The sequence below is a fragment of the Streptomyces sp. ISL-66 genome (assembly GCF_018614135.1).
Lineage (GTDB): Bacteria > Actinomycetota > Actinomycetes > Streptomycetales > Streptomycetaceae > Streptomyces.
On sequence record NZ_JAGGOW010000052.1, the window covers coordinates 16,329 to 40,521 of the forward strand.

The window sequence follows — 24,193 nt, forward strand, 5'->3', positions numbered from 1 at the left end:
GGCTGCTAGGCGTTCGGGACCGTCTCGTAACGCGCGGTGCCCTCTTCCATCTGCCGCAGCGCGTCCTTGCGGTCGCGCTTCGAGAGCCGGTCGATGTACAGGTAGCCGTACAGGTGGTCGGTCTCGTGCTGCAGGCAGCGCGCGAAGTAGCCGGTGCCGCGCACCTTGATCGGGTTGCCCTGCGCGTCCTGACCGGTGACCTCCGCGTAGTCCGGGCGGGCCAGCGAGGCGTAGGCGGTCGGGACCGACAGGCAGCCCTCGTTCGAGTCGTCCAGGACGCGCGCGGCGGCCGGCAGCTCGACGAACTTCGGGTTGATCACGACGCCCGTGTGGCGGTTGCCGTCGTCGTCCGGGCAGTCGTAGACGAAGACCTTGGCGTCGACGCCGATCTGGTTCGCGGCCAGGCCCACGCCCTCGGCGGCCTTCTGGCTGGCGAACATGTCATCGATCAGCTGTGCCAGCTCGTCGCCGAACTCGGTGACGTCCTTGCACTCCCGGTGCAGGACCGGGTTGCCGACCACCGTGATCGGGCGGGCCGTACCGCGCTCGCGGTGGGCGAGCTCGCGCGCCTCACAGTCCTCGGTGTCCACGACGTATCCGTCGTTCACGACCTCGACAACGTCGTTCTCCTGCTGCGCCATGTCCGCCGTACGCCTTCCGTAAGTCCCGGTCCCCGGTCCGCCAAGCACCGGTCCGCCAAGCACCAAGTCACTGATGTGCCGGTACAGCCTACGGCCCCCGGTCAGCAGACTTCTTCGAGATCCCGCCACTCCCGGGTATCCGGGCTGTCCGCGACCCATCCGTCGAGCAGTCCGCGCACCAGCCCGGCCGGCGCCGCGATCCCGCACTCGCGCTCGGGCACCCACAGGGACCCGGACCCCGTCGTACGGTGCCCCAGCGGGCCGGGGTGCCCGGGTTCGCTGTGGTCGTGCGGGTCCAGGTGCTCGCCGTCGCCCTCGCCGCTCGGCATCGCGCTCTCCGAGCAGGTGCGGCACAGCAGCCGCACCGACGAGGACCAGTCCTCGGCGGCGAAGCCCGCATCGGAGGCCAGCTGCTCCAGGGCGTTGCGGTCGGCCTCGGTGGCCGCTTCCAGCAGGACCACCCAGGTGGGCACCGGGGACGGCGCCCACAGCTCGATCTCGTCGAAGACGGGGTAGGAGGGCCCGGCCGCGGTGACGCGCTCGCCGTGCGGGACCCCGTCGTGCAGGACCACCTCGCCCCAGCGCCGCCCCGAGGAGGGCAGCGGGATCGACAGGACCTCCATGCGGGCCGGGTCCAGCCGGCGGCCCCAGACCACCTCGGCCTCGCCCTCGGGCGACAGCCGTACGGCCGCGCTGCCGAGCTCCATGCCCACCGGCTCCCCGCCGCCGCCCACGCCGTGCTGGTCCCCGGGCACCTTCAGCCCGTACGCCTGCCAGGCGCGGCGGGCCAGCGGCCAGTCCTGCAGGGCGGTCGCGGCGATGCCGACGTTCCACCAGTCCGGGGCGCCGGTCTCCCGGTCGAGCAGGGCCACCGCGCGCAGCCCGGCGGCCCGCGCCTGCTCCCAGTCATGGCGGAACTTGTGCAGCAGGGCCAGGTTGAACCAGGACTCGGACAGCCAGGGCTCCAGGTCCGCGGCTCTGGTCAGGAGCGCGCCCGCGTCCTCGTACCGACCGTCGCCGATCAGCGTGAACGCGCGGTCGGTGGCCTGCCGCCACGAAGCGGAGGGCCTGTGCCGTACCTTCCCGAAGATCCTCACGATTCCCGCCTGCCGGTCCGACGATGCAACGGTGCGGCCTTGCGGACGCTCACTGACACTCTTGCTGGGGACACCCTTACTGGCATCCAACCATGCCCACTCGGACGGCCGCTCATTACCCATGGGTTACCCAGGCGGGACGGGTACGACTCTGACACGTCCACCCCGGGCGAGCACCCTGGCCAGACACTCCACCACTTCCGGCTGGTAGTCGTGTCCGGTTCCCAGGCGGAGCCGCTCCAGGGCCGCCAGTGAGCCGCCCGGGTGACGCGCCGCGCCGAGGAGGTCGTCGTACGCGTTGACCGTGCGCACGATCCGGGCGGCGACGGGCTGCTCCCGGTACGGGTCGGCCTGCAGCTCCACCACCACCGCGACCTCGGCGGGGACCCCGGTCTGCCGGGCCACCTCCCCGCCCAGCCCGGCGATCCGGCGGGCCTCGGCGGCGGGCAGCTCGGCGGTGGCCCCGTCCGGGACCGGGTCGACGAGGGAGAGCTGCCCGATGTCGTGCATGAGGGCGGCGTACTCCAGCACCGTGAGCTCCCGCTCCGAGAGGCCGAGCTCCCGTCCGACGGCGCAGCTGAGGGCGGCGACCCGGCGGGAGTGGCCGGGCCGGGTGTAGCCGGCGATCTCGGTGGCGCGGGCCAGGGAGGTGATGGTCTGGCGGTAGGTGGTGCGGATCGCGGTGATCCGGTGGAAGGACATCTGGGTGAGCAGCAGCGGCACGCTGAAGACGGGCACCGCCCACAGGCCCGCGACGGCGACCCCGAGGGCCATGACCACCCCGGTGGCACAGATCGCCGAGCCGACGCCCAGCTGCGCGCGCAGCTCGTCGCGCAGCAGCGGGCCGAAGGGCCAGCCGGTACGGGCCCCGGAGAGGACGGCGGCGAGCACGGCGTCGCAGAGGGCGGTGAGGCCGAGCAGGAAGACCAGGAACAGCACGAGGTACGGACCCTGCCCGACCCGGTCCTCCAGCCGGCCGGAGTTGTAGAGCGGCTGGAAGCAGACGGCGGCGAAGGTGACGGTGAGCACCCGGCGGGCGAGGTGGTCGAGGGCGGGGCCGCGGCCCCGGGCGATGTGCGGGACGATCCCGACGAGCGCGGCCGCGACGACGACGGCGACGATCTGCAGGACCTCGTGGTGGGTGGGCTGCCCGGCGTTCTGCCCGAGCAGGGCGTACGCGAGCGCTCCGGCGGAACCGAGCGGCGCGGGCTGCTGCCGGGCGGCGTCGCCGCGGTCGCGGCGGGCGAGCTCGCCGACGGTGATCAGGGTGCCGAAGGAGAGGGCGATGCCCGGCTCGACGAGGCCGTTCCACAGGGTGTGCCCGAGCGCGGCCACGGTCAGCATCCCGGCGGCCCCCCGCACGACCCCGACGGCCCACGCCCTCACGCGGGCGCTCCCGCCGAGGGGGCGGAAGCAGGGCCCTCGGCTGCGCCGCCGCCGGCGCCCGCCGCACCCCTGTCCTGCTGGCCCCCGTCCCCGCCGGTCTGGGCGGGGAGCCCCGCGAGCACCGGGCCGGTCCGATCCCCGTCCGCGGCCGGGGACGGCGCCGCGTTGGCGGACGGCGCGGTGGGAGCGGACGGGGCTGCGGCGGGAGCGGTGGCCGCCGGCGCCGCGGCGGGAGCGGCGGCCGCCGCCGGGGCGCCCGGGCCCGTACCTCCCGAGGAGATCACCTGGAGGTCCTCGTCCGAGGTCACCACCGGGTGCCAGCCCTGCCGCCCGATCGCGTCGACCAGCGCCCGCACCATGTCCGGGTCGAACTGCGCACCCGCGCACCGTTCGAGTTCGGCCAGGGCGACCGTGACCGGCCGGGCCCTGCTGTACGACCTGGTCGACGTCATCGCGTCGAAGGCGTCGGCCACCGCCACCACCCGGGCCAGCACCGGGATCTGCTCCCCGGTCAGCCCGTACGGGTAGCCGGAGCCGTCCACCCGCTCGTGGTGGTGCAGGATCGCCGACCGGGCCTCGCCCAGGAAACCGATGCCGCGCACCATCTCGTGTCCGTACTCGGGGTGCAGTTCGATGATCCGGCGTTCCTCGGGACTCAGCGGTCCGTCCTTGCGCAGCAGCCGGGTGGGGACGCCCAGTTTGCCGACGTCGTGCAGGATCCCCGCGATGCGCACGACTTCGAGGCGTTCCTCGCCCATGCCCAGCTCGCGGGCGATCATCGCGGAGGCCTGTCCGACCCGCTCGCTGTGGCCCCGCGTGTAGCGGTCCTTGATGTCGACGGCCTGGACCAGCGCCCGGATGGTGGCCTGGTGGGCGGCGCGCTCGCGGTGGTACTGGGCGAAGACCCAGCAGGAGATGTACATCGGCAGCAGGACGAGCAGGGCGGCCGGAAGTCCGTACGGGCTGCGCCACATGACGGCCATCATCAGCCCGGCGAGACCGTGTACGCAGTGCGGGACGAGGGACCGGGTGAGCAGTCCGCGCCAGGCGGTCGCGGCGGGCCGGCGTTCCGCGGCGGCCAGGATGCCGCCGTCGAGGGCGGTGAGCACCAGGCAGAAGGCGACGGCCGCGGCGGCCGCGGGGAGCATCACGTAGGGGAAGTCGGCGATCCAGGCGGCGGCGCCGTCCGCCCCCGGCGGACCCGTCCCGCCGAAGGAGCCCGTACCGGGCGCCCCGGGCCCGCCGAGCGCCCCGGGTCCGCCCAGGAGCCCGTAGATCTGTCCGGCGGCCCAGGCGGCTATCGACTGCTGGGCCGCGTGCCACGTCCGGCGTACCCAGGCGGGCCGTTGGACGACGGTTCCGGCGAGCCCGCCGGGCAGCGCGACGAGCGCGGCCGCGGCGGGCGGGAGCAAGAACACCGCGGCCAGCACCACGGGGAAGAAGGAGCCGAGCCCCTCGGGCACCCGGCGGCCCGTGAACGGGGAGACCTTGACGAGTTCGCAGCCGAGGTAGAGCACGGAGAGCAGGCCGACGGAGGGCCAGGGGGTCCCGGAATCGGTGAGGGCCGGGAATGCGCACGCCAGCGCGGCGAGGACGGCGCACAGGACGCAGGCGCGCGCCGCCGGCAGAAGTACCCGCAAGGCGCTCTCCTCCCCCTGAGCCGTGCAAGCCAGGTCAGGTACCGAATCAAACCAGTACCGAAGGGGGAGAATAAGTGGGCCCGGGAGCGAGCTGGGCCACATTTCCGCATTGCACCATGCGGACGCCCCCGGATTACCACCTTCGAGTGAAGGAAGTGCCTCTTCCGGGGGCTCGGCCGGTGAACGCGGCTGATTTCAGCCCGCCGCGGACCCCGGCAGGGATTCGGCGCCGGCGGGTTCCACCGTGATGTCATGGTCCGGTACGGCCTGACCCGAACGGATCAGTTCGATCCGCCCCATGACCTTCGACCGCAGATCGGTCGGCACGTCGTCCGAACCGCAGCAGCGTTTCACCAGCTTCTTCACGGCCTGCTCGAGACCGTACTTCTCCAGACAGGGATTGCACTCGCCGAAGTGGGTCTCGAACTTCGTGCAGTCGCTGTCGGGCATCTCGTGGTCCAGGAACTCATAAAGGTGGTCCAGGACCTCAGAGCACTCCGTCTCGTGCGGATCTCCGCAGCTCATCAGCCCGAGCCTTTCAGGTCGTTCGACTCTCCCGCGCCGGCGGGGACGAGCCCGCGCTCGCGGGCATAGTCCTCCAGCATTCCGCGGAGTTGACGGCGGCCACGGTGCAGTCGCGACATGACCGTACCGATGGGTGTACCCATGATGTCCGCGATCTCCTTGTACGCAAAGCCCTCTACGTCGGCAAGGTAGACCGCGATGCGGAACTCCTCCGGAATGGCCTGAAGCGCTTCCTTCACATCCGAATCGGGCAAGTGATCGAGCGCCTGCGACTCGGCCGAACGCAGTCCGGTCGACATGTGCGACTCGGCGCGCGCCAGCTGCCAGTCCTCGATCTCCTCGGCCGCACTGCGCTGGGGTTCGCGCTGCTTCTTGCGGTAGGAGTTGATGAAGGTATTGGTCAGAATGCGGTACAGCCACGCCTTCAGGTTGGTGCCCTCGCGGAACTGGTGGAACGACGCGTATGCCTTCGCGTACGTCTCCTGGACCAGGTCCTCGGCGTCGGCCGGATTGCGCGTCATGCGCAGCGCGGCCGAGTACATCTGGTCGAGGTAGCCGAGGGCGTCCCTCTCGAAGCGCGCATTGCGCTGCGGGGTCGTCTCCTCCGCATGGCCTTCGTCGGTCCCAGCGACAGGACCCACCTCCTCCGACTGCGTGGCGACTCCGAAAGCGGACCCGCTCGAATCGGAGAATAGTCGACCATCCCGGTCCGCCGCCGCCCGGAGCTTTCCGCGCTTGGGGGCGGGCAGCACTGTCCAGTCCAGGTCAGCGGCCTGCGGACGGTTCTGGCTGATGACCTGGGTCATGCGCTCGCTCTCCTCCGACGTCTTCCCGTACGTACCGACATCCGGCACAACAGAAGGGCCGGGCGGCGCATTCCCGCAAGGGGGGCGGTTTGCGGCCGGACTCACACCGGGAGCCGCCCGAGCCACTCGGCCACCGCCCCGGTGATCACTTCCAGGGCCTCCTCCTGCGTCAGGTCCGCCTTCTTCGGGACGGCGAATCCGTGGTCCCCGTACGCCACTTCCACCAGCTCGTACGAGGCTCCGCGCGCGCCCCGCTCCGGGAACTCCTCCGGCCGCCCGAAGGGGTCGCGGCCGCCCTGAACCACGAGGGCGGGCCGGCCGGCCCCCAGTAGTTCCTCCGCCCGGGACTTCTCGGGGCGGCCCGGCGGGTGCAGCGGGAAGGCCAGCGCCAGCACCCCGGCCGCACCGAGCTCGGCGGCGGTCCGGCAGGCCACGCGGGCCCCGGCGCTGCGTCCCCCGGCGACGACCGGCCGTCCGGGTTGCGCGAGGGCGGGCCACAGGGCGCGCCAGCCCTCGTCCAGGACCTTGGGCGCGGCGGCGACCTTCTTCCCGGCGACCCGCCAGGGCTGCTCGACCAGGGCCACGGTGATCCCCAGGGCGGGCAGGGCCCCCGCGAGAGCCCGCAGGTCCCGGGCCTCGATCCCGCCGCCGGCGCCGTGGCCGAGGGCGAGCACCAGGCGGGCCTTGCCCGCGGGGGCCGGGTGCCAGGTGATGCGGGCCTCGCCCGCCGGGGTGTCGACGCTCTCGGTACGCGTGCTCATGCCCCGATCATGCCGGTCGGGGACGGCGCGGGCCGCCCGCGGCATGCGGCCCGCGGCCAACGGCCCCGCTGCACGCAGCACGCAGCACGCAGCACGCGGAACTCAGCAAGCGCGGAGTGGACCGAACGCGAGCGGCCGGGATCGCGGGCGGCCGCAAGCTCCGCGGTCGGTCAAAAGAGCGTGCTCTCCTCCGGCGCGGCCAGTTCCTCCAGCAGCTCGGGGCCGTTGTTGCGCACGTTGCTGACGGCCGTGGACACCGGATAGGCGCGCATCAGTCCGCCGGGCGGCGGCGCCAGCAGGGCCTCCAGTTCGTCCGGGTCGGTCCGCGCCGGGTCCAGCCAGGCGTCCCACCGGTCCGGGGTGAGCATCAGCGGCATCCGGGGGTGGATGTCGGCGAGCGAGCGCGGCCCCTCGGCGGGGCTGACGCCGAGGGGCCCGGTCTCGGCCTCCGCGGTGATCACCGAGCAGGTCGCCCACCAGGCCAGCGGATGGTCGTCGGGGAGGGTCCGGTCGCGCCAGAACTCGTATATCCCGGCCATGGCGAAGACGGAGCCGTCGCCGGGGAGGACGAAGTAGGGCTGCTTGCGGGCCCGCTTCTTCTTGCCCTCGACCTCCAGCTGCCGCTCGTCGTGGGCGGTGACCCACTCGTAGTAGCCGTCCGCGGGGATGATGCAGCGGCGCAGTGCGAAAGGACGGCGGAAGGACGGCTTCTCCGCGATCGTCTCGGACCGGGCGTTGATCATCCGGGCCGCGCCCTGCGGGTTCTGGGCCCAGGACGGCACCAGTCCCCATTTCAGGACCCGCAGCTGGCGAACCGGACGCGGGCTCGGAGCGTCCTTCAGGGGGCGGTCGAGGACCACGTGGACCTCTTTGGTCGGGGCCACGTTCCAGTCGGCGGCCAGGGCCTCCTCCGGCTCCCACCGCTCCACCCCGAAGACCTCCACCAGATCCTCGGGCCGACGACTCGCTGCATACCTTCCGCACATGGCTGCCACACTGCCATGGCATCCGACCACGACCGCAAGGAGTCCGCCACCTCATGGACAGCAGCACCACGGCCGGCCTGTGGGACCGGCTCACGGGCATACAGGCGGCGCCCGACCTGTGGCTGGTGATCGCTACGGGCCTGGCGGCGCTGGCCACCGTGGGACCCCGACCGGTGTGGCGCCTGTCGCGCAACGCGATCACCATCGCGCACGAGGGCGGCCACGGGCTGCTGGCCCTGCTGACCGGCCGGCGCCTGGACGGGATACGGCTGCACTCGGACACCAGCGGGGTCACCGTCAGCCGGGGCAAGCCCACCGGCGTCGGGATGGTCCTGACCGCCGTCGCCGGGTACACGGCGCCCTCGCTGCTCGGCCTCGGCGGAGCGGCCCTGCTCTCCGCGCACCGGATCACGCTGCTGCTGTGGGCGGCGACCGCCCTGCTCCTGGCGATGCTGGTGATGATCCGCAACGCGTACGGACTGCTGACGGTGGTGCTGACGGGCGCCGCCTTCGTCCTGGTCTCCTGGCTGACACCGGCCGACGTACAGGCGGTCTTCGCCTACGCGGTGGTGTGGTTCCTGCTGCTGGGCGGGGTCCGGCCGGTCTTCGAGCTGGGGGCGAAGCGCCGGCACGGCGGAGCTCCGGACTCGGACGCGGACCAGCTGGGACGGCTCACCCACCTGCACCCGGTGGTGTGGCTGCTGCTCTTCCACGTGGTCGCGCTGTGCTCGCTCGTCGGCGGCGGACGCTGGCTGCTGGCGCTCTGAGCGCCCCGGGTCCGTCCGGCCGCCGAGACGAGCCCGCGATCAAGATCTGCGGTCGTGGGAAGCCACTAAAGTGGGGGCATGACCGAGACTCCCGCGCCCCACGCCCTCTGGCCCGCCCCGATCGCCGACGGCACCGTCCACGCCACCGTCACGGTGCCGGGGTCCAAGTCGGTCACCAACCGCGCCCTCGTGCTCGCCTCGCTCGCCGCGGAGCCGGGCTGGGTGCGCCGCCCGCTGCGCTCCCGCGACTCCCAGCTGATGTCCGACGCACTGCGCGCGCTGGGCGTGGGCATCGAGGAGACGGTCTCCTCCAGCTCCAGCTCCGCCCGCGAGGGCGACACCGGCGAGGCCTGGCGGATCATCCCGGCCGCCCTGCACGGCCCGGCCACGGTCGACGTCGGCAACGCGGGCACGGTCATGCGCTTCCTGCCGCCCGTCGCCACCCTCGCCTCCGGTGACATCCGCTTCGACGGCGATCCGCGCTCCTACGAGCGCCCCCTCGGCCAGGTCATCACCGCGCTGCGCACGCTCGGCGCCCGCATCGACGACGACGGCCGCGGCGCGCTGCCGCTGACCGTCCAGGGCGGCGGGGCCCTGGAGGGCGGCACGGTCGAGATCGACGCGAGCAACTCCTCGCAGTTCGTCTCCGCGCTGCTGCTCTCCGCCCCGCGCTTCAACCAGGGCGTCGAGGTGCGGCACGTGGGCGACAAGCTGCCTTCCATGCCGCACATCCGGATGACGGTGGAGATGCTGCGCGCGGCGGGCGCCCAGGTCGACACCCCCGAGGCCGGCGGCGAGAAGGACGTCTGGCGGGTCGCCCCCGGCGCCCTGCTCGGCCGCGACCTGGTCGTCGAGCCCGACCTCTCCAACGCCCAGCCCTTCCTGGCGGCGGCCCTGATCACGGGCGGCACAGTCACCATCCGGGACTGGCCGCGCCGCACGACGCAGCCCGGTGACGCGCTGCGCCGGATCTTCACCGAGATGGGCGGCTCCTGCGAGCTGACCGACGCGGGCTTGGTCTTCACGGGCTCCGGCAAGATCCACGGCATCGACGTGGACCTGGGCGAGGTCGGCGAGCTGACCCCGGGCATCGCGGCGGTCGCGGCGCTGGCCGACTCGGAGTCGGTGCTGCGCGGCGTACGGCACCTGCGCCTGCACGAGACGGACCGGCTGGCGGCGCTCACCAAGGAGATCAACGGGCTGGGCGGCGACGTCACGGAGACCGAGGACGGTCTGCGGATCCGGCCGCGCCCGCTGCACGGCGGCACCTTCCACACGTACGACGACCACCGGATGGCCACCGCCGGCGCCGTGATCGGCCTGGCCGTGGACGGCGTGCTCATCGAGAACGTGGCGACGACCGCGAAGACGCTTCCCGACTTCCCGAAGATGTGGACGGACATGCTCTCGAAATCGGTGTCGACAGGCGTGGGAGCGTAGGGCCCGCCATGCGCAGGTACGGCAAGAACACCGACGAGGACGACATCCGCCAGCGGCCCAACCCCAAGGGCAACCGGCCGCGGACGACCATCCGGCCCAAGCACGAGGACGCGGCCGAGGGCTTCGTCCTGACCGTCGACCGGGGACGGCTCACCTGCCTGGTCGAGGACCGCCCGGTGCACGCCATGAAGGCCCGCGAGCTGGGCCGCAAGGCGGCGGTGGTCGGCGACCGGGTCTGGATCGTCGGTGACCTCACCGGCAAGAAGGACACCCTGGCCCGCATCGTGCGGATCGAGGAGCGCAAGTCCGTCCTGCGGCGCACGGCCGACGACGACGACCCGTACGAGCGCGTCGTCGTCGCCAACGCCGACCAGCTGGCCATCGTGACCGCGCTGGCCGACCCGGAACCGCGGCCCCGGATGATCGACCGCTGCCTGGTGGCCGCGTACGACGCCGGGCTGGAACCGCTGCTGGTGCTGACGAAGTCCGACCTGACCTCGGCCGACAAGATCTTGGAGATCTACTCGACCTTCGGCCTGAACTACGTGGTCACCAACCGCGACGAACTGGCGACGGGCGACGCCGCCGACAAGGTGCGCGAGCACCTCAACGGCCGGATCACCGCCTTCGTCGGCCATTCGGGCGTCGGCAAGACCACCCTGGTGAACTCGCTGGTCGCCGAGGGCCGCCAGCGCGCCACCGGAGTGGTCAACGCGGTGACCGGCCGGGGCCGGCACACCACCACCTCGGCGCTCGCGCTGCCGCTGCCGGGCGGGGACGGCTGGGTCATCGACACCCCGGGCGTGCGCTCCTTCGGCCTGCACCACGTGGACCCGTCCCGGGTGATCCTCGCCTTCCCCGAGCTGGTGCCGGGGACGGAGGGGTGCCCGCGCGCGTGCAGCCACGACGAGCCGGACTGCGCGCTCGACAAGTGGGTGGAGGACGGCCACGCGGATCCCGCGCGGCTCTACTCGCTGCGCCGGTTGCTCCAGACGCGGGAGCGGCGCGAGGGCGACTGACCGGCGCCCGATCCTATGAAGGGGTTTGCCGCGCGCCGTGTCTGGTAAATGCATAATCGCACCAAGTGGCGCGACGGCTGAGGCCAAGAGCGCGTCACGTGACGCGGGGAGGCACACGCCATGGCGTGGCTGTTGGTCGTGGCCGCCGGAATCCTGGAAACGGGCTTCGCGGTCTGCCTCAAGCTGTCGCACGGCTTCACCCGGCTGTGGCCGACCGTCGCCTTCGCGTGCTTCGCGCTCGGCAGCTTCGGTCTGCTGACGCTGGCCCTGAAGAAGCTGGACGTGGGCCCGGCCTACGCGGTGTGGACGGGCATCGGAGCCGCCGGAACCGCGATCTACGGGATGATCTTCCTCGGGGACCTGGTCTCCACCCTCAAACTCGTCTCGATCTCGCTGGTCATCCTCGGCGTCATCGGTCTTCAGCTTTCGGGTTCGGCGCATTGAACAGCCGCAGCAGTTCGGCGGGGCCGGGCCGTCCCGGCGCTTCGGCGGGCGCGAGCAGATAGGACATCGCGAGGCGCACGGCGAGTTCGCAGCGCTGCGCCCACTCCCCCTGCTCCTGCGCCCGGCCCCGCTCCCGCGCCCGGTCCTCGCCCGGGGCGAAGGCGGCGCTCGCCCGCTCGCGCACGGAGCGGACCAGTTCGCCGGGCCCGAGGGCCGGCAGGCCGGGCCGGACGCCCCGTCCGGCCGGGACGGGCAAGTTCCCGTTCCAGCACCCCGTCAGCAGGGCCCGTACGAGGGGACGCGCCTGCGAGGCCCGTACGGTCCACTCCGCGACCGCGACCAGGCGCTCGGCGCGGCCGCCCGGAGACGTGAGCGCCCGCTCCACCCCGTCGAGGTACCAGGCGGCATCGCGCCGGACCAGGGCGTGGCCCAGTCCCGTCTTGCCTGCGAACTCGTTGTAGAGGGTCTGGCGGGACACCCCGGCGGACGCCGCGACGTCGACCATCCGCACGGCCGGCCAAGGGCGCGCCGAGAGCGCCGCTCCCGCCGCTTCCAGCAAGGATTCCCGGGCCGTCGGCACCACTGCCTCCCCCTTTGACGTCTCCGTCAGAGTTGACGGACCGACAGGTCCTGTCAAGGGTTCCCGTCCCCCGCGCCCCGCGCACTCGGGATGTTGCGGTGAACTGCCGCGGCGGGCTCCCGCGCCGGCCGCCGCCGTGGACGCGGCTCGCCGGGCTCCGGCCGTCTCGGTACTGTTCGGCCATGCCCGAGTATGACGATGACCTGCGCCTTGCCCTCGAACTCGCCGACGCGGCGGACGCCGCCACGATGGAGCGGTTCCGCGCCCTCGACCTGAAGGTCGAGACGAAGCCCGACATGACCCCGGTGAGCGAGGCCGACACCGCCACCGAGGAGATCATCCGGGCCGGGATCACGGCCGCACGGCCTCGCGACGCGATCCTGGGCGAGGAGTACGGCCTCAAGGGCGACGGCCCGCGCCGCTGGGTCGTGGACCCGATCGACGGTACGAAGAACTACGTGCGGGGCGTTCCCGTCTGGGCGACGCTGATCTCCCTGATGGAGGCCGATCCGGCGGACCCCGCCGGGGAGTTCCGCCCGGTCGTCGGCGTGGTGTCCGCGCCGGCCCTCGGCCGCCGCTGGTGGGCGGCGCGCGGCCGGGGCGCGTACGCGGGCGGCGCGCTCGGCGGGACCACCCGGCTCGGCGTCTCCAAGGTCGCCACGCTCGGCGACGCCTCCTTCGCCTACTCCTCGCTGAGCGGCTGGGAGGAGCAGGGGCGGCTGCCCGGCTTCCTGGACCTGACCCGCGCGTGCTGGCGCACCCGGGGCTACGGCGACTTCTGGCCGTACATGATGGTCGCCGAGGGCTCGCTCGACCTGTGCGCCGAGCCGGAGCTGAACTTGTGGGACATGGCGGCCCTCGCGGTGGTGGTCGAGGAGGCCGGCGGCCGTTTCACCTCCCTGGACGGGGCCGACGGCGTGCACGGCGGGAACGCGGCGGCTTCGAACGGGCTGCTGCACGAGGAGATGCTCGGCCTGCTGCGCCCCCGCGCCTGACCGCGCGCCGCGGCGCGCTCCCTTACGCGCCTCCTTGCTGACCCAGCGCGGCCATGGGAATCTGAGACCCCTCCGCTTGTGCGCTTGTGAAGGCCTTCTCTAAGTGCGGGCTTCCACGGTGCACCCACCCAAGCGGAGGGACTCACCAGGAGGTGGCTCTCTTCATGCTCGTCCGCGACGCCATGAGCACCGTGATCCTCACCCTCGGCCCCACTCACACCCTCCGTCAGGCGGCCTGCCTGATGTCCGGACGGCGCGTCGGCGCGGCGGTCGTCCTCGATCCCGAGCACAGCGGCATCGGCATTCTGACCGAGCGCGACATCCTCAACTCACTCGGCGCGGGCCACGATCCCGACCGGGAGTCCGTGGGCGCGCACACCACCAACAACGTCGTCTTCTGCACCCCGGACGCCACCGTGCAGGAAGCCGCCGAGGCGATGGCCCACGGCGGCTTCCGGCATCTGATCGTGCTGGAGAACGGCGGCCCCGTGGGCATCGTCTCCGTGCGCGACGTCATCCGCTGCTGGGTTCCGAGCCGGCGCCGCACGGCCGAGCTGGCGAGCTGAACGCCAGGAGGGCCGGACCCCCTGACGGGGATCCGGCCCTCCTGTTTCGGCGAGCGACCATCTAGGGAGATGCCCCTACGCCGAGCAACCACATCCGCGAGAGCGGCGGCGGCTCGGCCGCAAGGGGTGGTCAGCCGCGAAGGGCCTGGACCGCGGCCTCCAGACGCTTGCCGAAGTCACCGTCCGCCTGACGGAAGTTGTTGATCGCGCGCTCGACGATGTCGTCGCGCGAGACCTTGGCGATGAAGCCGGACAGGTTCTCGATCAGGCGGGACTTCTCGTCCTCGGAGTACAGGCGGTAGAGGTTGCCCGCCTGGACGAAGTCGTTGTCCTCGGAGTGCACGGGGGCCGCGTGGTTGCCGGTGCCGCCGGTCAGCGCCACGGGCTGCCACAGCGGGCGGTCCGTCTGGTGCGGGCCGCCGAAGCTGTTCGGCTCGTAGTTCTTCGTACCCTTGTGGCGGCCGTCATACAGGGCGCCGTCACGGGAGTTGGTGCGCGCCTCGGTGGCGTGCGGACGGTTCACCGGCAGGTGATCGGCGTTGATGCCGACGCGGTAGCGGTGGGCGTCGCCGTAGCCGAAGAGACGGCCCTGGAGCATCTTGTCCGGGGACGGACCGATGCCGGGAACGAAGTGCGCCGGCGAGAAGATCGACTGCTCGACCTCGGCGAAGACGTTCTCCGGGTTGCGGTTGAGCTCCAGCTTGCCGATCTCGATCGGCGGGTAGTCCTCGTGCGGCCACACCTTGGTGAGGTCGAACGGGTTGAAGCGGTACTCGGCCGCCTCGGCCGCCGGCATGATCTGGACCTGCACGGTCCAGGACGGGAAGTCGCCGCGCTCGATCGACTCGCGCAGGTCGCGCTGGTGGGAGTCGGGGTCCTCACCGGCGAGCTGGTTGGCCTCGGCCTGGGTGAGGTTCTTGATGCCCTGGTCGGTCTTGAAGTGGTACTTGACCCAGAAGACCTCGCCGGCCTCGTTGTTCCACTGGAACGTGTGCGAGCCGTAGCCGTTCATGTGGCGGTAGGACGCCGGGATGCCGCGGTCACCGAACAGCCAGGTCACCTGGTGGGTGGACTCGGGCGACAGACCCCAGAAGTCCCAGACGTTGTCCGCCTCCTGCGAGCCCGTGTACGGGTCGCGCTTCTGGGTGTGGATGAAGTCCGGGAACTTGATGGCGTCCTTGATGAAGAACACCGGGGTGTTGTTGCCGACGAGGTCGTAGTTGCCCTCTTCGGTGTAGAACTTCAGCGCCCAGCCGCGGGGGTCGCGCACCGCGTCGGCGCTGCCGAGGTTGCCCGCGACCGTGGAGAAGCGCAGGAAGGTCTCGGTCTCCTTGCCGACCTCGGACAGGAACTTCGCACGGGTCCACTGCGAGACGTCACGCGTGAGCGTGAAGGTGCCGTAGGCGCCGGCGCCACGGGCGTGCACGACGCGCTCCGGGATGCGCTCGCGGTTGAAGTGCGCGAGCTTCTCGAGCAGGAGCTGGTCCTGGACCAGAACGGGTCCGCCGATGCCGGCGGTCTCACTGTTCTGGTTGTCGGCGACCGGAGCTCCGGCCTCCGTGGTGAGCGGTCCCTGCGTCACGTGCGCCTCCTGCGTAATTTGCTGCAAAGTCCTGTCCTGTGCACTACCACAGCCGATCCTACAATGGACATTGTCTAAGTCAAGTAAGTATCCAAGTCGACACGGGTTCGGGAGTTACACCGAATCCCCTCGCTGTTAGGCTGGCGTCCATGAGTGACCTGCTGGAACGACTTCGCGGACGCGGATGGCGCATGACCGCACAGCGGCGCGTCGTGGCCGAGGTGCTCGACGGTGACCACGTTCACCTGACGGCCGACGAGGTGCACGCGCGTGCCGTGGCGAAGCTGCCGGAGATCTCGCGCGCCACCGTCTACAACACCCTGGGCGAGCTCGTCACGCTCGGTGAGGTCCTGGAGGTCTCCACGGACCACCGGCGCGCCAAGCGGTACGACCCGAACGCCCACCGCCCCCACCAGCACCTGGTGTGCGCCCAGTGCGGCGCGATCCGGGACGTCCACCCGGCGGGCAACCCGCTGGCCGACCTGCCGGACACGGAGCGTTTCGGCTTCGTCGTGTCGGCGGTCGAGGTGACCTACCGCGGGGTGTGCCCGAACTGCGCGGGCGCCTGACGGGCGACGCGGAGCCCACCGACCTGATCGAAGAGGGGCCCGGGAGCGATGCTCCCGGGCCCCTCTTCGTTTGCGCCTTTGCCGGTCGAAAACGACCGAAGGCCCGGATCCAGAGGATCCGGGCCTTCGAGCCTTCAGTAGCGGGGACAGGATTTGAACCTGCGACCTCTGGGTTATGAGCCCAGCGAGCTACCGAGCTGCTCCACCCCGCGTCGGTAAACCTGACTGTACGCGAGCCACCCGAGCAGATGCAAATCGGTTAAGCGGTCCTATGCGGACAGTTCCTCGGCCAGCGCCTCGCGCAGCCGGCGGGCCCGCTCCGAGACTTCCGCCGGGCCCAGTTCCATGGCCCGCACGCACCACTTCTGCCCCTCCGCCAGGTCCCCCTGCCGGGCCGCGAGCAGGCCGAGGCGCAGCGCCGCCCGGCCGTGCCCGGCCACCGCCGCCCGGGTCCACCACAGCGCCGCCTCCGGCTCGTTCCCCTCGCGCGCCAGCAGCAGCCCCAGGTTGAACGCCCCGTTGCGGGAGCCGGCTTCCGCCGCCTCCCGGTACCAGCGCGCGGCGACCGAGAGCTCGCCCCGGGCGGCGGCCAGCATGCCGACCCGGACCTGCGCCCGCCGGTGTCCGAGCTCCGCCGCCCGCTCGTACCACTCCTCGCTCTCGGTCCGCTCGACCCCGCCCACCGGCTCGCCCAGCGCCACCGGCTCCGGCGGCGGGGCCAGCGACTCCAGCAGCGAGGCCAGCCGGAAGGCGGCCTCCGCGCTGCCGCCGCCGGCCGCGCAGCGCAGGTGCCGCTCCGCGGCCCGCTCCTCGCCGTCCCGGACCAGGGCGATGCCGACCTGCAGCGCCGCGTCCGTGTGTCCCGCCGACGCGGCCCGCTCGTACCACTTCAGCGCCGTGCGGTCCTCGTCCCGGCTCGCGAACAGGATGCCGAGGTTGAAGGCCGCGTCCACGCTCCCCGCTTCCGCCGCCTTGGAGAACCACGGCTCCGCGCCCGCCGCGTCCCCGACCTGGAGCAGCAGGATGGCCAGCGCGTTGGCCGCCTCGCGGTGTCCCGCGTACGCCGCGCGCCGGTACCACTGCTCGGCCTGGGCGGTCCGCTCCTGCGCGACGCACAGCAGCGCGAGGTTGTAGGCGCCGTTCTGGTCGCCCGCGTCCATCGCGGCCCGGTACCACTTCTCCGCCGTCTGGGTCTCGCCGCGCGCGGCGTGCAGCGCCCCGAGCGCGTTCGCCGCGTTGCCGTCGCCGTCCTGGGCGGCGCGCAGCCACCAGGTGGCCGCGTTCTCCTCGTCGCCGGCGTCGCGCAGCAGGAAGCCGAGCGCGCACGCCGCTCGCGGCTCGCCCTGCTTGGCGGAGGTCAGGTACCAGCGCCCGGCCTCCTTCAGCTCCCCGCGCGCCTCCAGCAGCGCGCCCAAGTGCAGCCCGGCGCGCCGGTGGCCACGCGCGGCGGCCTGCCGGTACCACTGCTCGGCCTCGACCGGATCGCCCTTCCTCAGGTGCCGGGCCAGCCGGTACGCGGCCTCGCGGTGCCCCTGCTCCGCCGCGGCCCGGAACCACCGCTCGACGCCCTTGTCCCCGCGGTGCTCCAACAGGTCCGCGAGCCCGTACGCGCCCAGCGCGTGGCCGGATTCCGCCGCCTGCCGCATCCAGTACTCGGCGGCGGGCTCGTCGCCCCGCTCCCGGTAGTGGCGGCCCAGGGCGTGCGCGGCCGGAGCCGATCCGGCCACGGCGGCGACGCGCCACCAGCCGGCGGCGTCTTCGGGGTAGCCGCGCTGGTGCAGGAGTACACCGAGGTTGTTGGCGGCGGCGCGGTCGCCCTCCGCGGTCGCCCCGCGCAGGTAGGGCTCGGCTCCGGCCAGGTCGCCGCGGCGCAGCAGGAGCGCCCCGAGCACGCTCATCGCGCCCGGGTCGCCCTTGTCGGCGGCCACCCGGTGGCGGGCCTCCAGTTCGGCATCGCTGGCCGAATCGGTCAGCGCGAAGGCCTCGTCGTCGAATACGTCGTCGTCCGGGGCGGTCCGCGCGGCCGACACGATCGCCGGGGGCGTCGAGGGCGCGGCGCTCCGCGCGGTCTGCGGGGTCATCGCGTTCCGCGCGTCAACAGCCTGAGCCGCCCCATCGGCCTGCGCACCCGATTCGGCCTCCGCCCTCACAAACCGCCCTGTCTCCAGCAGAGTTGACCTGTCCCCCATAAATCCCATCGTCGCATCACCTGCTACCCGCGTACACCTGGTATGTCGCAGCCCGTGAGGTCACTACAGCGTTTTGTCGACATGCCCACAGAGTGACAAGTCAAACACGACCGCACCCCAACTCACCCATCTCAGCGACCCCGTGTCCCCCACGTATCCGCCACACATCTCCCCCGGGCATGACGAAGGCCCGGATCCATCGGATCCGGGCCTTCGTCTTCAGTAGCGGGGACAGGATTTGAACCTGCGACCTCTGGGTTATGAGCCCAGCGAGCTACCGAGCTGCTCCACCCCGCGTCGGTGAAACCACAGTATCACGACGCGGGACGGACCATTTACCACTGACCTCAGGGGCCGCGCTAGGAACCGGCCGCGGGTTCCTTCAGCTTCGCCTCGGCCTCGATCGCCCGCTTCAGCGCCGCTTGCAGGTCGCCCTGCGCCTTGCCGTACGCCGCCCAGTCGCCGGCCTTCAGCGCCTTGTCGGCCTCGTCCACGGCCTTCTGCGCGTCGGCGAGCGCCGCCTTGACCGTCGGGTCCTGGCTGCCCGGGGGCGTGGTCGTGCCGTCGCCCGGCGGGGTCGTCGGGTTGGTGGGTGGCGTGGTCGCGGATTCGGCCCCGAACACCACGTTCAGCGCCTTCTCCAGCGTGTCCTCGAAGGCCGTCTGGTCCCCGTAGGTCACCAGGACCTTCTTCAGCAGCGGGTACTTGAGGCCGCCGCCGCGCACGTAGACCGGCTCGACGTAGAGCATTCCCTTGTCGAGCGGGACCGTGAGCAGATTGCCGTACTCCACCTGGGAGTCGCCCCGGCTCAGGATGTTGATCTCCTGGGCGATCTCCGGCTTGGAGTTGAACCTCGCCTGCACCAGCTTGGGGCCGTCCACCGGGTTCTGGGTGGGCAGCTTCAGCACCTGGATCTTGCCGTAGTCGGCGGTGGTGGGATCGGCGTTGACCGCCATGAAGGCGCTCAGGTTGTCCCGGCCGTTCGGCGTGAGCGTGGTGGTGAGCGAGAAGGCCTGGTTCGGATCCTTCTGGCCCGGCATCTTCATGGAGAGGTAGTACGGCGGAACGGCCGTACCCGCCTTGGTGGTCGGGTCGTCCGGCACCGCCCAGACCTCGCTGCCGCTGAGGAAAGTCTGCGGGTCGGTGACGTGGTAGCGGGTCATCAGCTCGCGCTGGACCTTGAAGAGGTCCTGCGGGTAGCGCAGGTGCTCCAACAGGGCCGGCGAGATCTCCTGCTTGGACTTGACCGTCCCGGGGAACGCCTTCATCCAGGTCTTGAGGACCGGGTCCTTGCTGTCCCACTGGTAGAGCTTCACGGTGCCGTCGTAGGCGTCGACCGTGGCCTTCACCGAGTTGCGGATGTAGTTGACCTGGTTCTCCTGGGCGACGACCGCGCGCTGGGAGTTGGTCAGCGAGTCCGCCGTGCTGTCCCCGAGCCGGGTGCGCGACGCGTAGGGGTAGCCGTTGGTGGTGGTGTAGGCGTCCACGATCCACTGGACGCGGCCGTCGATCACCGCGGGGTACACGGCTCCGTCGATCGTCAGCCACGGGGCGACCGCCTCGACCCGCTCCTTGGGCGTGCGGTGGTAGAGGATCTTCGAACCGTCGCCGATGGCGCCGGAGTAGAGGATCTGGGGCTCGCTGAAGGCCAGGGCGTACGCGGCGCGGTTGACCGGGTTGCCCAGGCTCACCCCGCTGTCGCCCTTGTAGGTGGTCTCCTTCTCGCCCGCGTCGTCGGCGTAGTCGAGCTCCTTCTGCGGCCCCCCGACGATGGAGTACTGCTTGGTCTCCTCGCCGTAGTAGATCCGCTGCTCGTACGTCCCGAGGTCGCCCTTGGCCGGCAGGCCCGACTCGGTGAAGACGGGCTGGCCGCCCGGAGCGACCTCGGTCCCCTTGGCCGCGACCACTCCGTACCCGTGGGTGTAACGGAAGTGGTCGTTGATCCAGTTGTTCTTCGGGATGCCCGCGAGGTTGAGCTCGCGGAGCCCGATGACCGTGTCCTGGCCCTTGTACCGGTCGACCGCCAGCGTCGCCGGGAAACCGTAGTAGCCCTTGTTCTGCTGGAGCTGCTGGAAGGCCGGGGAGACGATGTTCGGGTCGAGGAGACGGATGCTGGCCGTGGTGTTGGCCTCCTGGCGGAGCACCTTCTTGTCGGCCTTGGGGTCGGGCAGGCCGGCGTAGTCCGTGACGGAGGCGTCGGCGACCCCGTAGGCGTCGCGCGTCGCCTTGATGTTCTTCTCGACGTACGGGGATTCCTTGGCCTGCTCGTTCGGCTGGACCTGGAACTTCTGCACGATCGCCGGGTACAGCCCGCCGATCAGGATCGCCGAGAGGACCATCAGGCCGAAGCCGATGACCGGCAGTTGCCAGGTCCGGCGCCACAGCGTCGCGAAGAACAGCGCCGCGCAGATCGCGGCGATGGCCACCAGGATCGTCTTGGCCGGCAGGTAGGCGTTGGCATCGACGTAGCGCAGGCCGGTCCAGTTGTCCGCGGCCTTGAAGTCGCTGGACTTCACGGCGAGGCCGTACCGGTCCAGCCAGTACGCGACCGCCTTGAGCGTGACGAAGAGGCCGAGCAGCACCGACAGGTGGCCGGTCGCCGCCCCGGTGGCCCGCGCACCCGGGCTCGTGACGCGCAGCCCCCCGTAGAGGTAGTGCACGACGGCCGCGGCGATCACCGAGAGCACGACGGCGGCGAAGCCGAAGCCGAGCAGGAAGCGGTACCAGGGCAGGTCGAAGGTGTAGAAGGACACGTCCAGGTGGAACTGGGGGTCCTTCTGCCCGAAGGACACCCCGTTCACGTACATCAGCCAGGTCTTCCACTGACCGGCCGCCGAGGCGCCCGCGATCAGTCCGACGAGCGCCGAGATGCCCAGGAGCAGCCACTTGCGGTACGGAGCGACGCTCATCCGGTAGCGGTCGAGGCTCTGCTGTTCCATCGACATCGCGCTGAGCGGGGGCCGCAGCCGGTGGGCCAGCCAGATGTTCAGCCCGACGGCGCCGGCCATGAGCAGGCCGAAGACGGCGAAGAGCCCGATCTTGGTCCACAGGGTGGTCGTGAAGACGGTGGAGTAATCGACGGAGCGGAACCAGAGCCAGTCCGTCCAGAAGCCCGCGAACATGATGAACGCCATGGCGAGGACGGCCAGGACGCCCAAAGTCATCAGAAGAGTCCGGGCGCGCCGGGACGGGCGGCCGACTCTCATCCGTGGCCCGGAGGGGCCTCCGCCTCGGTCCGGCATCTGGAAAGCCAAGGTGCGCACCTCGAAAGTCGCTGTTTGTAAGTGATGCTGAGATTTTTCAAAGCATGGGCCCCCGATCGTAGGGCCCACCCATGCAACTTACTGAGGCTTTAGTCAGTTCCCGGTATCCGGTGGAAAGGAGGCAGGATGTTTCCCATGTCCAACCTTTCGCCGTCCCCCGGCACCCCGATGGCCGCCACCCCGCTGACCCGCGCCGTCCTGGAGATCGACGAGTACGCCTCCACCCTCGGCTGGGACAAGCCCGCCCGGCTCTTCGCCCTGGTCGATACGGCCAGGCTGCGCAAGGAGGCGCCGGGAGTCGCCCGCCAGCTCGGCCTCGACCAGGACGACACGGGCAAGAACCAGCTCACCCCGATCGAGCAGGAGGAGGTGCCGGCCGGCACCCCGCTCGACAAGTTCCTCGGCACCATCGCCTGGCCGCCGTCGATCCTCGGCTGCGCGCTGACCGTGGAGCGGCTGATGCTGCCGCCGTCGGCGGAGGCCTCCGTACCGGAGGGGCTGACCGACAAGCAGCTGGCGGAGTGGGTCGCCGCCCACCGGGACCGGCAGGAGGTCCGGCTGACCGTGGGCGTCCTGCGCGACGGATCGCGGGAGTCGGCCGTACGGCTGCGGGAGAAGGACTCGGCGAACGAGGTACTGACCGGCGCGACCCTGGTGCCGGGGCTCGCCGAGGCGCTCGCCGCCACCTTCCTCGACTGACCCGGCCGACCCCGTAGACCCCGGCCGGCTCAGTCGGCCGGGCCCGGCGGCACGGGCGCGGAAACCGGCCCGGACACGGGCGCGGACACGGGCGCGGACACGGTCAGGGCTTGGCGCCGCACTGCGGCAGCCCGGCCGTGTCGCCCTTGCCGATCTTCTCCAGCGCCTTGACCGCGTCGTCGATGGTGGAGACCTTCACCAGCGTCAGCCCGTCGGGCACGTCGGCCGCGGCTGAGGCGCAGTTCTCGGCGGGGGTCAGGAAGTACTGGGCGCCCGCCTGGCGGGCGCCGATCGTCTTCATCTGGATGCCGCCGATCGGGCCGACCTTGCCCGCCTCGTCGATGGTGCCGGTGCCGGCGATGAACTTGCCGCCGGTCAGGTCCTGCGGGGTGAGCTTGTCGACGATGCCGAGGGAGAACATCAGGCCGGCGCTCGGGCCGCCGACGTCGGCGAGCTTGATGTCGATCGTGAACGGGAAGGTGTGGTCGGTGCCCGCCCGGATGCCGACGACGGCGTGACCGTCGCCTTCCGCCTTGCCCGCGACGACCGTGACCTTCGTGGTGCCGGTGGGCTCGCGGTGCGCCTTCTCGGCCTCGGCGGCCTGCGCCGCGGGCACGATGGTGAATTCGACCGGCTCGCCGGGCTTGTGCTTGGTGACCAGCTTGGCCACGTCCTCGGGGGCGGTGACGGCGGCGCCGTCCACGGCCTTGATCACGTCACCCGCGTGCAGCTTGCCCTCGGAGGGGCTGCCCTTGACCACCGAGGCGACGATCACCCGGGCCTCGACCGGGATGCCGAGCTGCTTGAGCGCGGCCACCTTGGCGCTCTCCTGCGACTGGCTGAACTCCTCGGCGTTCTCCTGCGTGGACTCCTGGTCCGTCTTGCCGTCCGGGTACAAGTTCTCGTGCGGTACGACGATGTTGTCGCCGGCCGCCCAGCCGTACACCGCTTCCAGCAGATTCATGTCGTAGTCCGCGCCCGTGACGCGGACCGTCGTCATGTTCAGGTGCCCGCTGGTGGGGTACGTCTTGTGCCCCGAGATGTTCAGGACCGGCTCGCCGTGCGAGTCCCCGAGCGTGTTCACGGTCGGCCCCGGACTCATCTCGGAGTACGGGACCTTCATGAACACCCCTGCGCAGAGCAGGGCGAAGAGCATCAGGGTGGAAGCGAGCATCGTCGCAGTGCGGCGTGGCATGGATCGACAGTACGGGACGGCCCTCGCGGGCGACCTCCGGGGCCGGTCGGTACGGGGCCGGCGCCTCAGACGGCGTCGGAAGCGGCGTGCGCCTCCGCCGTTGCCCGGGACCGTTCGTCCTTGCCCATGGCTTCACGGAACCTCGCGTAGCCCGCGAGCTCGGATATGTCCCCCGCCGTGCGGTCGCGCGCTGCCCAGCTGCCCCATATCGCCGCTCCTATCGCGGCGAACAGCGGAATCAGCAACCACGCCAGTGACGCCATGGGCGTGCCTCCCTATCCCGAAGTACCTGTTGTGTGTGGCTTCAACGCTGGTGCCCGGGAGGGGGTTACGCAAATCGAGGGCGTGTTGCGCGTCCGAACGGGTGCGGCCGGGCCGCGGTCAGCAGGCGCCGACCCACTCCTCCGTGCCGTCGGAGAAGGTCTGGTGCTTCCAGATCGGCACCTCGTGCTTGAGGTCGTCGATCAGCATCCGGCAGGCTTCGAAGGCCTCGCCGCGGTGCGGGCAGGACACGGCGACGACGACCGCGAGGTCGCCGACGGCCAGGTCGCCGACGCGGTGGACGGCGGCCAGGGCGCGGACCGGGTACTTCGCCACGACGCGCTCGGCGACGCGGCGCATCTCCGCCTCCGCCGAGGGGTGGCAGGAGTAGCCGAGCTGGTCGACGTCCGCCCCGCTGTCGTGGTTGCGCACCGTGCCGACGAAGAGCGTCGTACCGCCCGTCGAGTCATCGCCGACGGCCTGGAAGACCTCGTCGATGGAAAGCGGGGTGTCACGGATCTCGAGCAGCCGGATGGGGTCCGAAGCGGCCTGCTCGCCGGGGTGGTCGAAGTGCGGTGCCATGAAGCAATCGTGCACCACCGCTCTCACATCGCGGAATAGCCCATTCGACCGGCTGTGCGACCCCGGGACATGGAGCCTCCTACAGGATCCGCGGGCCGGGACCGCCCGGAGCCGCCGGCCGGGCCGGAAAGCCGGGCCGGAACACCGGGCCCGGCCGCCCGGGCCCGCGCGCGGCACGCGACCGTCCCGCCGGGTCGCGC

Annotated in this window: 23 protein-coding genes and 2 tRNA genes; 8 read left to right on the forward strand and 17 right to left on the reverse strand. The window is 71.6% G+C overall.

The annotated features are described in order from the left end of the window. Positions 1-5: 5 nt before the first annotated feature. The 8 genes from def to J7E97_RS11355 form a co-directional block, all read right to left on the reverse strand. Positions 6-641 (reverse strand): peptide deformylase, encoded by a 636-nt coding sequence (gene def, locus J7E97_RS11320; protein ID WP_215025284.1) that lies wholly within the window; start codon positions 639-641, stop codon positions 6-8. A gap of 101 nt (positions 642-742) precedes the next feature. After that, positions 743-1,738 carry a hypothetical protein gene (locus tag J7E97_RS11325; RefSeq protein WP_215025287.1) on the reverse strand — a complete coding sequence of 332 codons (996 nt, stop codon included), beginning with the start codon at positions 1,736-1,738 and terminating at the stop codon, positions 743-745. A 126-nt stretch (positions 1,739-1,864) separates the two neighbouring features. Continuing rightward, positions 1,865-3,082 carry an HD-GYP domain-containing protein gene (locus tag J7E97_RS11330; protein ID WP_215025341.1) on the reverse strand — a complete coding sequence of 406 codons (1,218 nt, stop codon included), beginning with the start codon at positions 3,080-3,082 and terminating at the stop codon, positions 1,865-1,867. Between the two features lie 38 nt (positions 3,083-3,120). Continuing rightward, complete coding sequence (locus tag J7E97_RS11335; RefSeq protein ID WP_251054274.1) at positions 3,121-4,764, reverse strand: HD-GYP domain-containing protein; 1,644 nt, start codon at positions 4,762-4,764, stop codon at positions 3,121-3,123. A 195-nt stretch (positions 4,765-4,959) separates the two neighbouring features. Then, positions 4,960-5,289 carry a mycothiol system anti-sigma-R factor gene (gene rsrA, locus J7E97_RS11340; RefSeq protein WP_215025292.1) on the reverse strand — a complete coding sequence of 110 codons (330 nt, stop codon included), beginning with the start codon at positions 5,287-5,289 and terminating at the stop codon, positions 4,960-4,962. Further along, positions 5,289-5,930: a sigma-70 family RNA polymerase sigma factor gene (locus J7E97_RS11345; protein ID WP_215025343.1), complete on the reverse strand. Its 642-nt coding sequence runs from the start codon at positions 5,928-5,930 to the stop codon at positions 5,289-5,291. The genes rsrA and J7E97_RS11345 overlap by 1 nt, the downstream gene beginning before the upstream one ends. A 266-nt stretch (positions 5,931-6,196) precedes the next feature. After that, on the reverse strand, positions 6,197-6,856 hold the full coding sequence (locus J7E97_RS11350) for an alpha/beta family hydrolase (protein WP_215025295.1): 660 nt from the start codon (positions 6,854-6,856) through the stop codon (positions 6,197-6,199). 170 nt (positions 6,857-7,026) lie between these two features. After that, the gene (locus J7E97_RS11355; RefSeq protein ID WP_215025298.1) at positions 7,027-7,842 is read right to left on the reverse strand and encodes an SOS response-associated peptidase; all 816 of its coding nucleotides are present in this window, start codon (positions 7,840-7,842) and stop codon (positions 7,027-7,029) included. Between the two features lie 53 nt (positions 7,843-7,895). Here J7E97_RS11355 and J7E97_RS11360 point away from each other — a divergent pair, with 53 nt between their 5' ends. The 4 genes from J7E97_RS11360 to J7E97_RS11375 all read left to right on the forward strand — a co-directional run bounded on the left by J7E97_RS11360 (position 7,896) and on the right by J7E97_RS11375 (position 11,512). Further along, positions 7,896-8,609, forward strand: coding sequence for a M50 family metallopeptidase (locus tag J7E97_RS11360; protein WP_215025302.1), 714 nt, complete (start codon positions 7,896-7,898; stop codon positions 8,607-8,609). Between the two features lie 78 nt (positions 8,610-8,687). Next, on the forward strand, positions 8,688-10,049 hold the full coding sequence (gene aroA / locus J7E97_RS11365; protein WP_215025305.1) for a 3-phosphoshikimate 1-carboxyvinyltransferase: 1,362 nt from the start codon (positions 8,688-8,690) through the stop codon (positions 10,047-10,049). Between the two features lie 8 nt (positions 10,050-10,057). Then, positions 10,058-11,068, forward strand: a complete 1,011-nt coding sequence (gene rsgA / locus J7E97_RS11370) for a ribosome small subunit-dependent GTPase A (RefSeq protein ID WP_215025308.1) — start codon at positions 10,058-10,060, stop codon at positions 11,066-11,068. A gap of 120 nt (positions 11,069-11,188) precedes the next feature. Further along, positions 11,189-11,512, forward strand: a complete 324-nt coding sequence (locus tag J7E97_RS11375) for a multidrug efflux SMR transporter (protein ID WP_215025311.1) — start codon at positions 11,189-11,191, stop codon at positions 11,510-11,512. On the opposite strand, the gene J7E97_RS11380 is transcribed toward J7E97_RS11375, so the two are convergent. Then, positions 11,478-12,092, reverse strand: a complete 615-nt coding sequence (locus J7E97_RS11380; RefSeq protein ID WP_215025313.1) for a TetR/AcrR family transcriptional regulator — start codon at positions 12,090-12,092, stop codon at positions 11,478-11,480. The two genes, J7E97_RS11375 and J7E97_RS11380, sit on opposite strands and share 35 nt — an antisense overlap. A 182-nt stretch (positions 12,093-12,274) precedes the next feature. On the opposite strand from J7E97_RS11380, the gene hisN reads away from it, so the two are divergent. Both hisN and J7E97_RS11390 read left to right on the forward strand, forming a co-directional pair. Then, positions 12,275-13,087 (forward strand): histidinol-phosphatase, encoded by an 813-nt coding sequence (hisN, locus tag J7E97_RS11385; protein WP_215025316.1) that lies wholly within the window; start codon positions 12,275-12,277, stop codon positions 13,085-13,087. A gap of 164 nt (positions 13,088-13,251) precedes the next feature. Beyond that, entirely contained in the window at positions 13,252-13,653 is a 402-nt protein-coding gene (locus tag J7E97_RS11390) for a cyclic nucleotide-binding/CBS domain-containing protein (protein ID WP_215025345.1), read from the forward strand. A gap of 130 nt (positions 13,654-13,783) precedes the next feature. Here the strand turns inward: J7E97_RS11390 and J7E97_RS11395 are convergent, their stop codons facing one another. Further along, positions 13,784-15,253, reverse strand: coding sequence for a catalase (locus tag J7E97_RS11395; protein WP_308346458.1), 1,470 nt, complete (start codon positions 15,251-15,253; stop codon positions 13,784-13,786). 131 nt (positions 15,254-15,384) lie between these two features. Between J7E97_RS11395 and J7E97_RS11400 the strand changes: the two genes are divergently transcribed. Next, positions 15,385-15,804, forward strand: coding sequence for a Fur family transcriptional regulator (locus tag J7E97_RS11400; protein WP_215025322.1), 420 nt, complete (start codon positions 15,385-15,387; stop codon positions 15,802-15,804). A gap of 138 nt (positions 15,805-15,942) precedes the next feature. On the opposite strand, the gene J7E97_RS11405 is transcribed toward J7E97_RS11400, so the two are convergent. From J7E97_RS11405 to J7E97_RS11420, 4 genes are all read right to left on the reverse strand, one after another. After that, positions 15,943-16,016, reverse strand: a tRNA-Met gene (locus tag J7E97_RS11405). Between the two features lie 57 nt (positions 16,017-16,073). Continuing rightward, complete coding sequence (locus J7E97_RS11410) at positions 16,074-18,002, reverse strand: tetratricopeptide repeat protein (RefSeq protein ID WP_215025324.1); 1,929 nt, start codon at positions 18,000-18,002, stop codon at positions 16,074-16,076. 214 nt (positions 18,003-18,216) lie between these two features. Continuing rightward, a tRNA-Met gene (locus J7E97_RS11415) sits at positions 18,217-18,290 on the reverse strand. Positions 18,291-18,352: 62 nt separating this feature from the next. Beyond that, positions 18,353-21,256: a UPF0182 family protein gene (locus J7E97_RS11420; protein WP_374224131.1), complete on the reverse strand. Its 2,904-nt coding sequence runs from the start codon at positions 21,254-21,256 to the stop codon at positions 18,353-18,355. Positions 21,257-21,382: 126 nt separating this feature from the next. Here J7E97_RS11420 and J7E97_RS11425 point away from each other — a divergent pair, with 126 nt between their 5' ends. Next, positions 21,383-21,955 carry a PPA1309 family protein gene (locus J7E97_RS11425; protein ID WP_215025327.1) on the forward strand — a complete coding sequence of 191 codons (573 nt, stop codon included), beginning with the start codon at positions 21,383-21,385 and terminating at the stop codon, positions 21,953-21,955. 103 nt (positions 21,956-22,058) lie between these two features. On the opposite strand, the gene J7E97_RS11430 is transcribed toward J7E97_RS11425, so the two are convergent. From J7E97_RS11430 to J7E97_RS11440, 3 genes are all read right to left on the reverse strand, one after another. Further along, positions 22,059-23,150 (reverse strand): PDZ domain-containing protein, encoded by a 1,092-nt coding sequence (locus J7E97_RS11430; protein WP_215025329.1) that lies wholly within the window; start codon positions 23,148-23,150, stop codon positions 22,059-22,061. A gap of 65 nt (positions 23,151-23,215) precedes the next feature. Further along, entirely contained in the window at positions 23,216-23,413 is a 198-nt protein-coding gene (locus tag J7E97_RS11435; RefSeq protein WP_215025333.1) for a hypothetical protein, read from the reverse strand. Positions 23,414-23,531: 118 nt separating this feature from the next. Continuing rightward, entirely contained in the window at positions 23,532-23,993 is a 462-nt protein-coding gene (locus J7E97_RS11440; protein ID WP_215025336.1) for a molybdenum cofactor biosynthesis protein MoaE, read from the reverse strand. Positions 23,994-24,193: the final 200 nt, after the last annotated feature.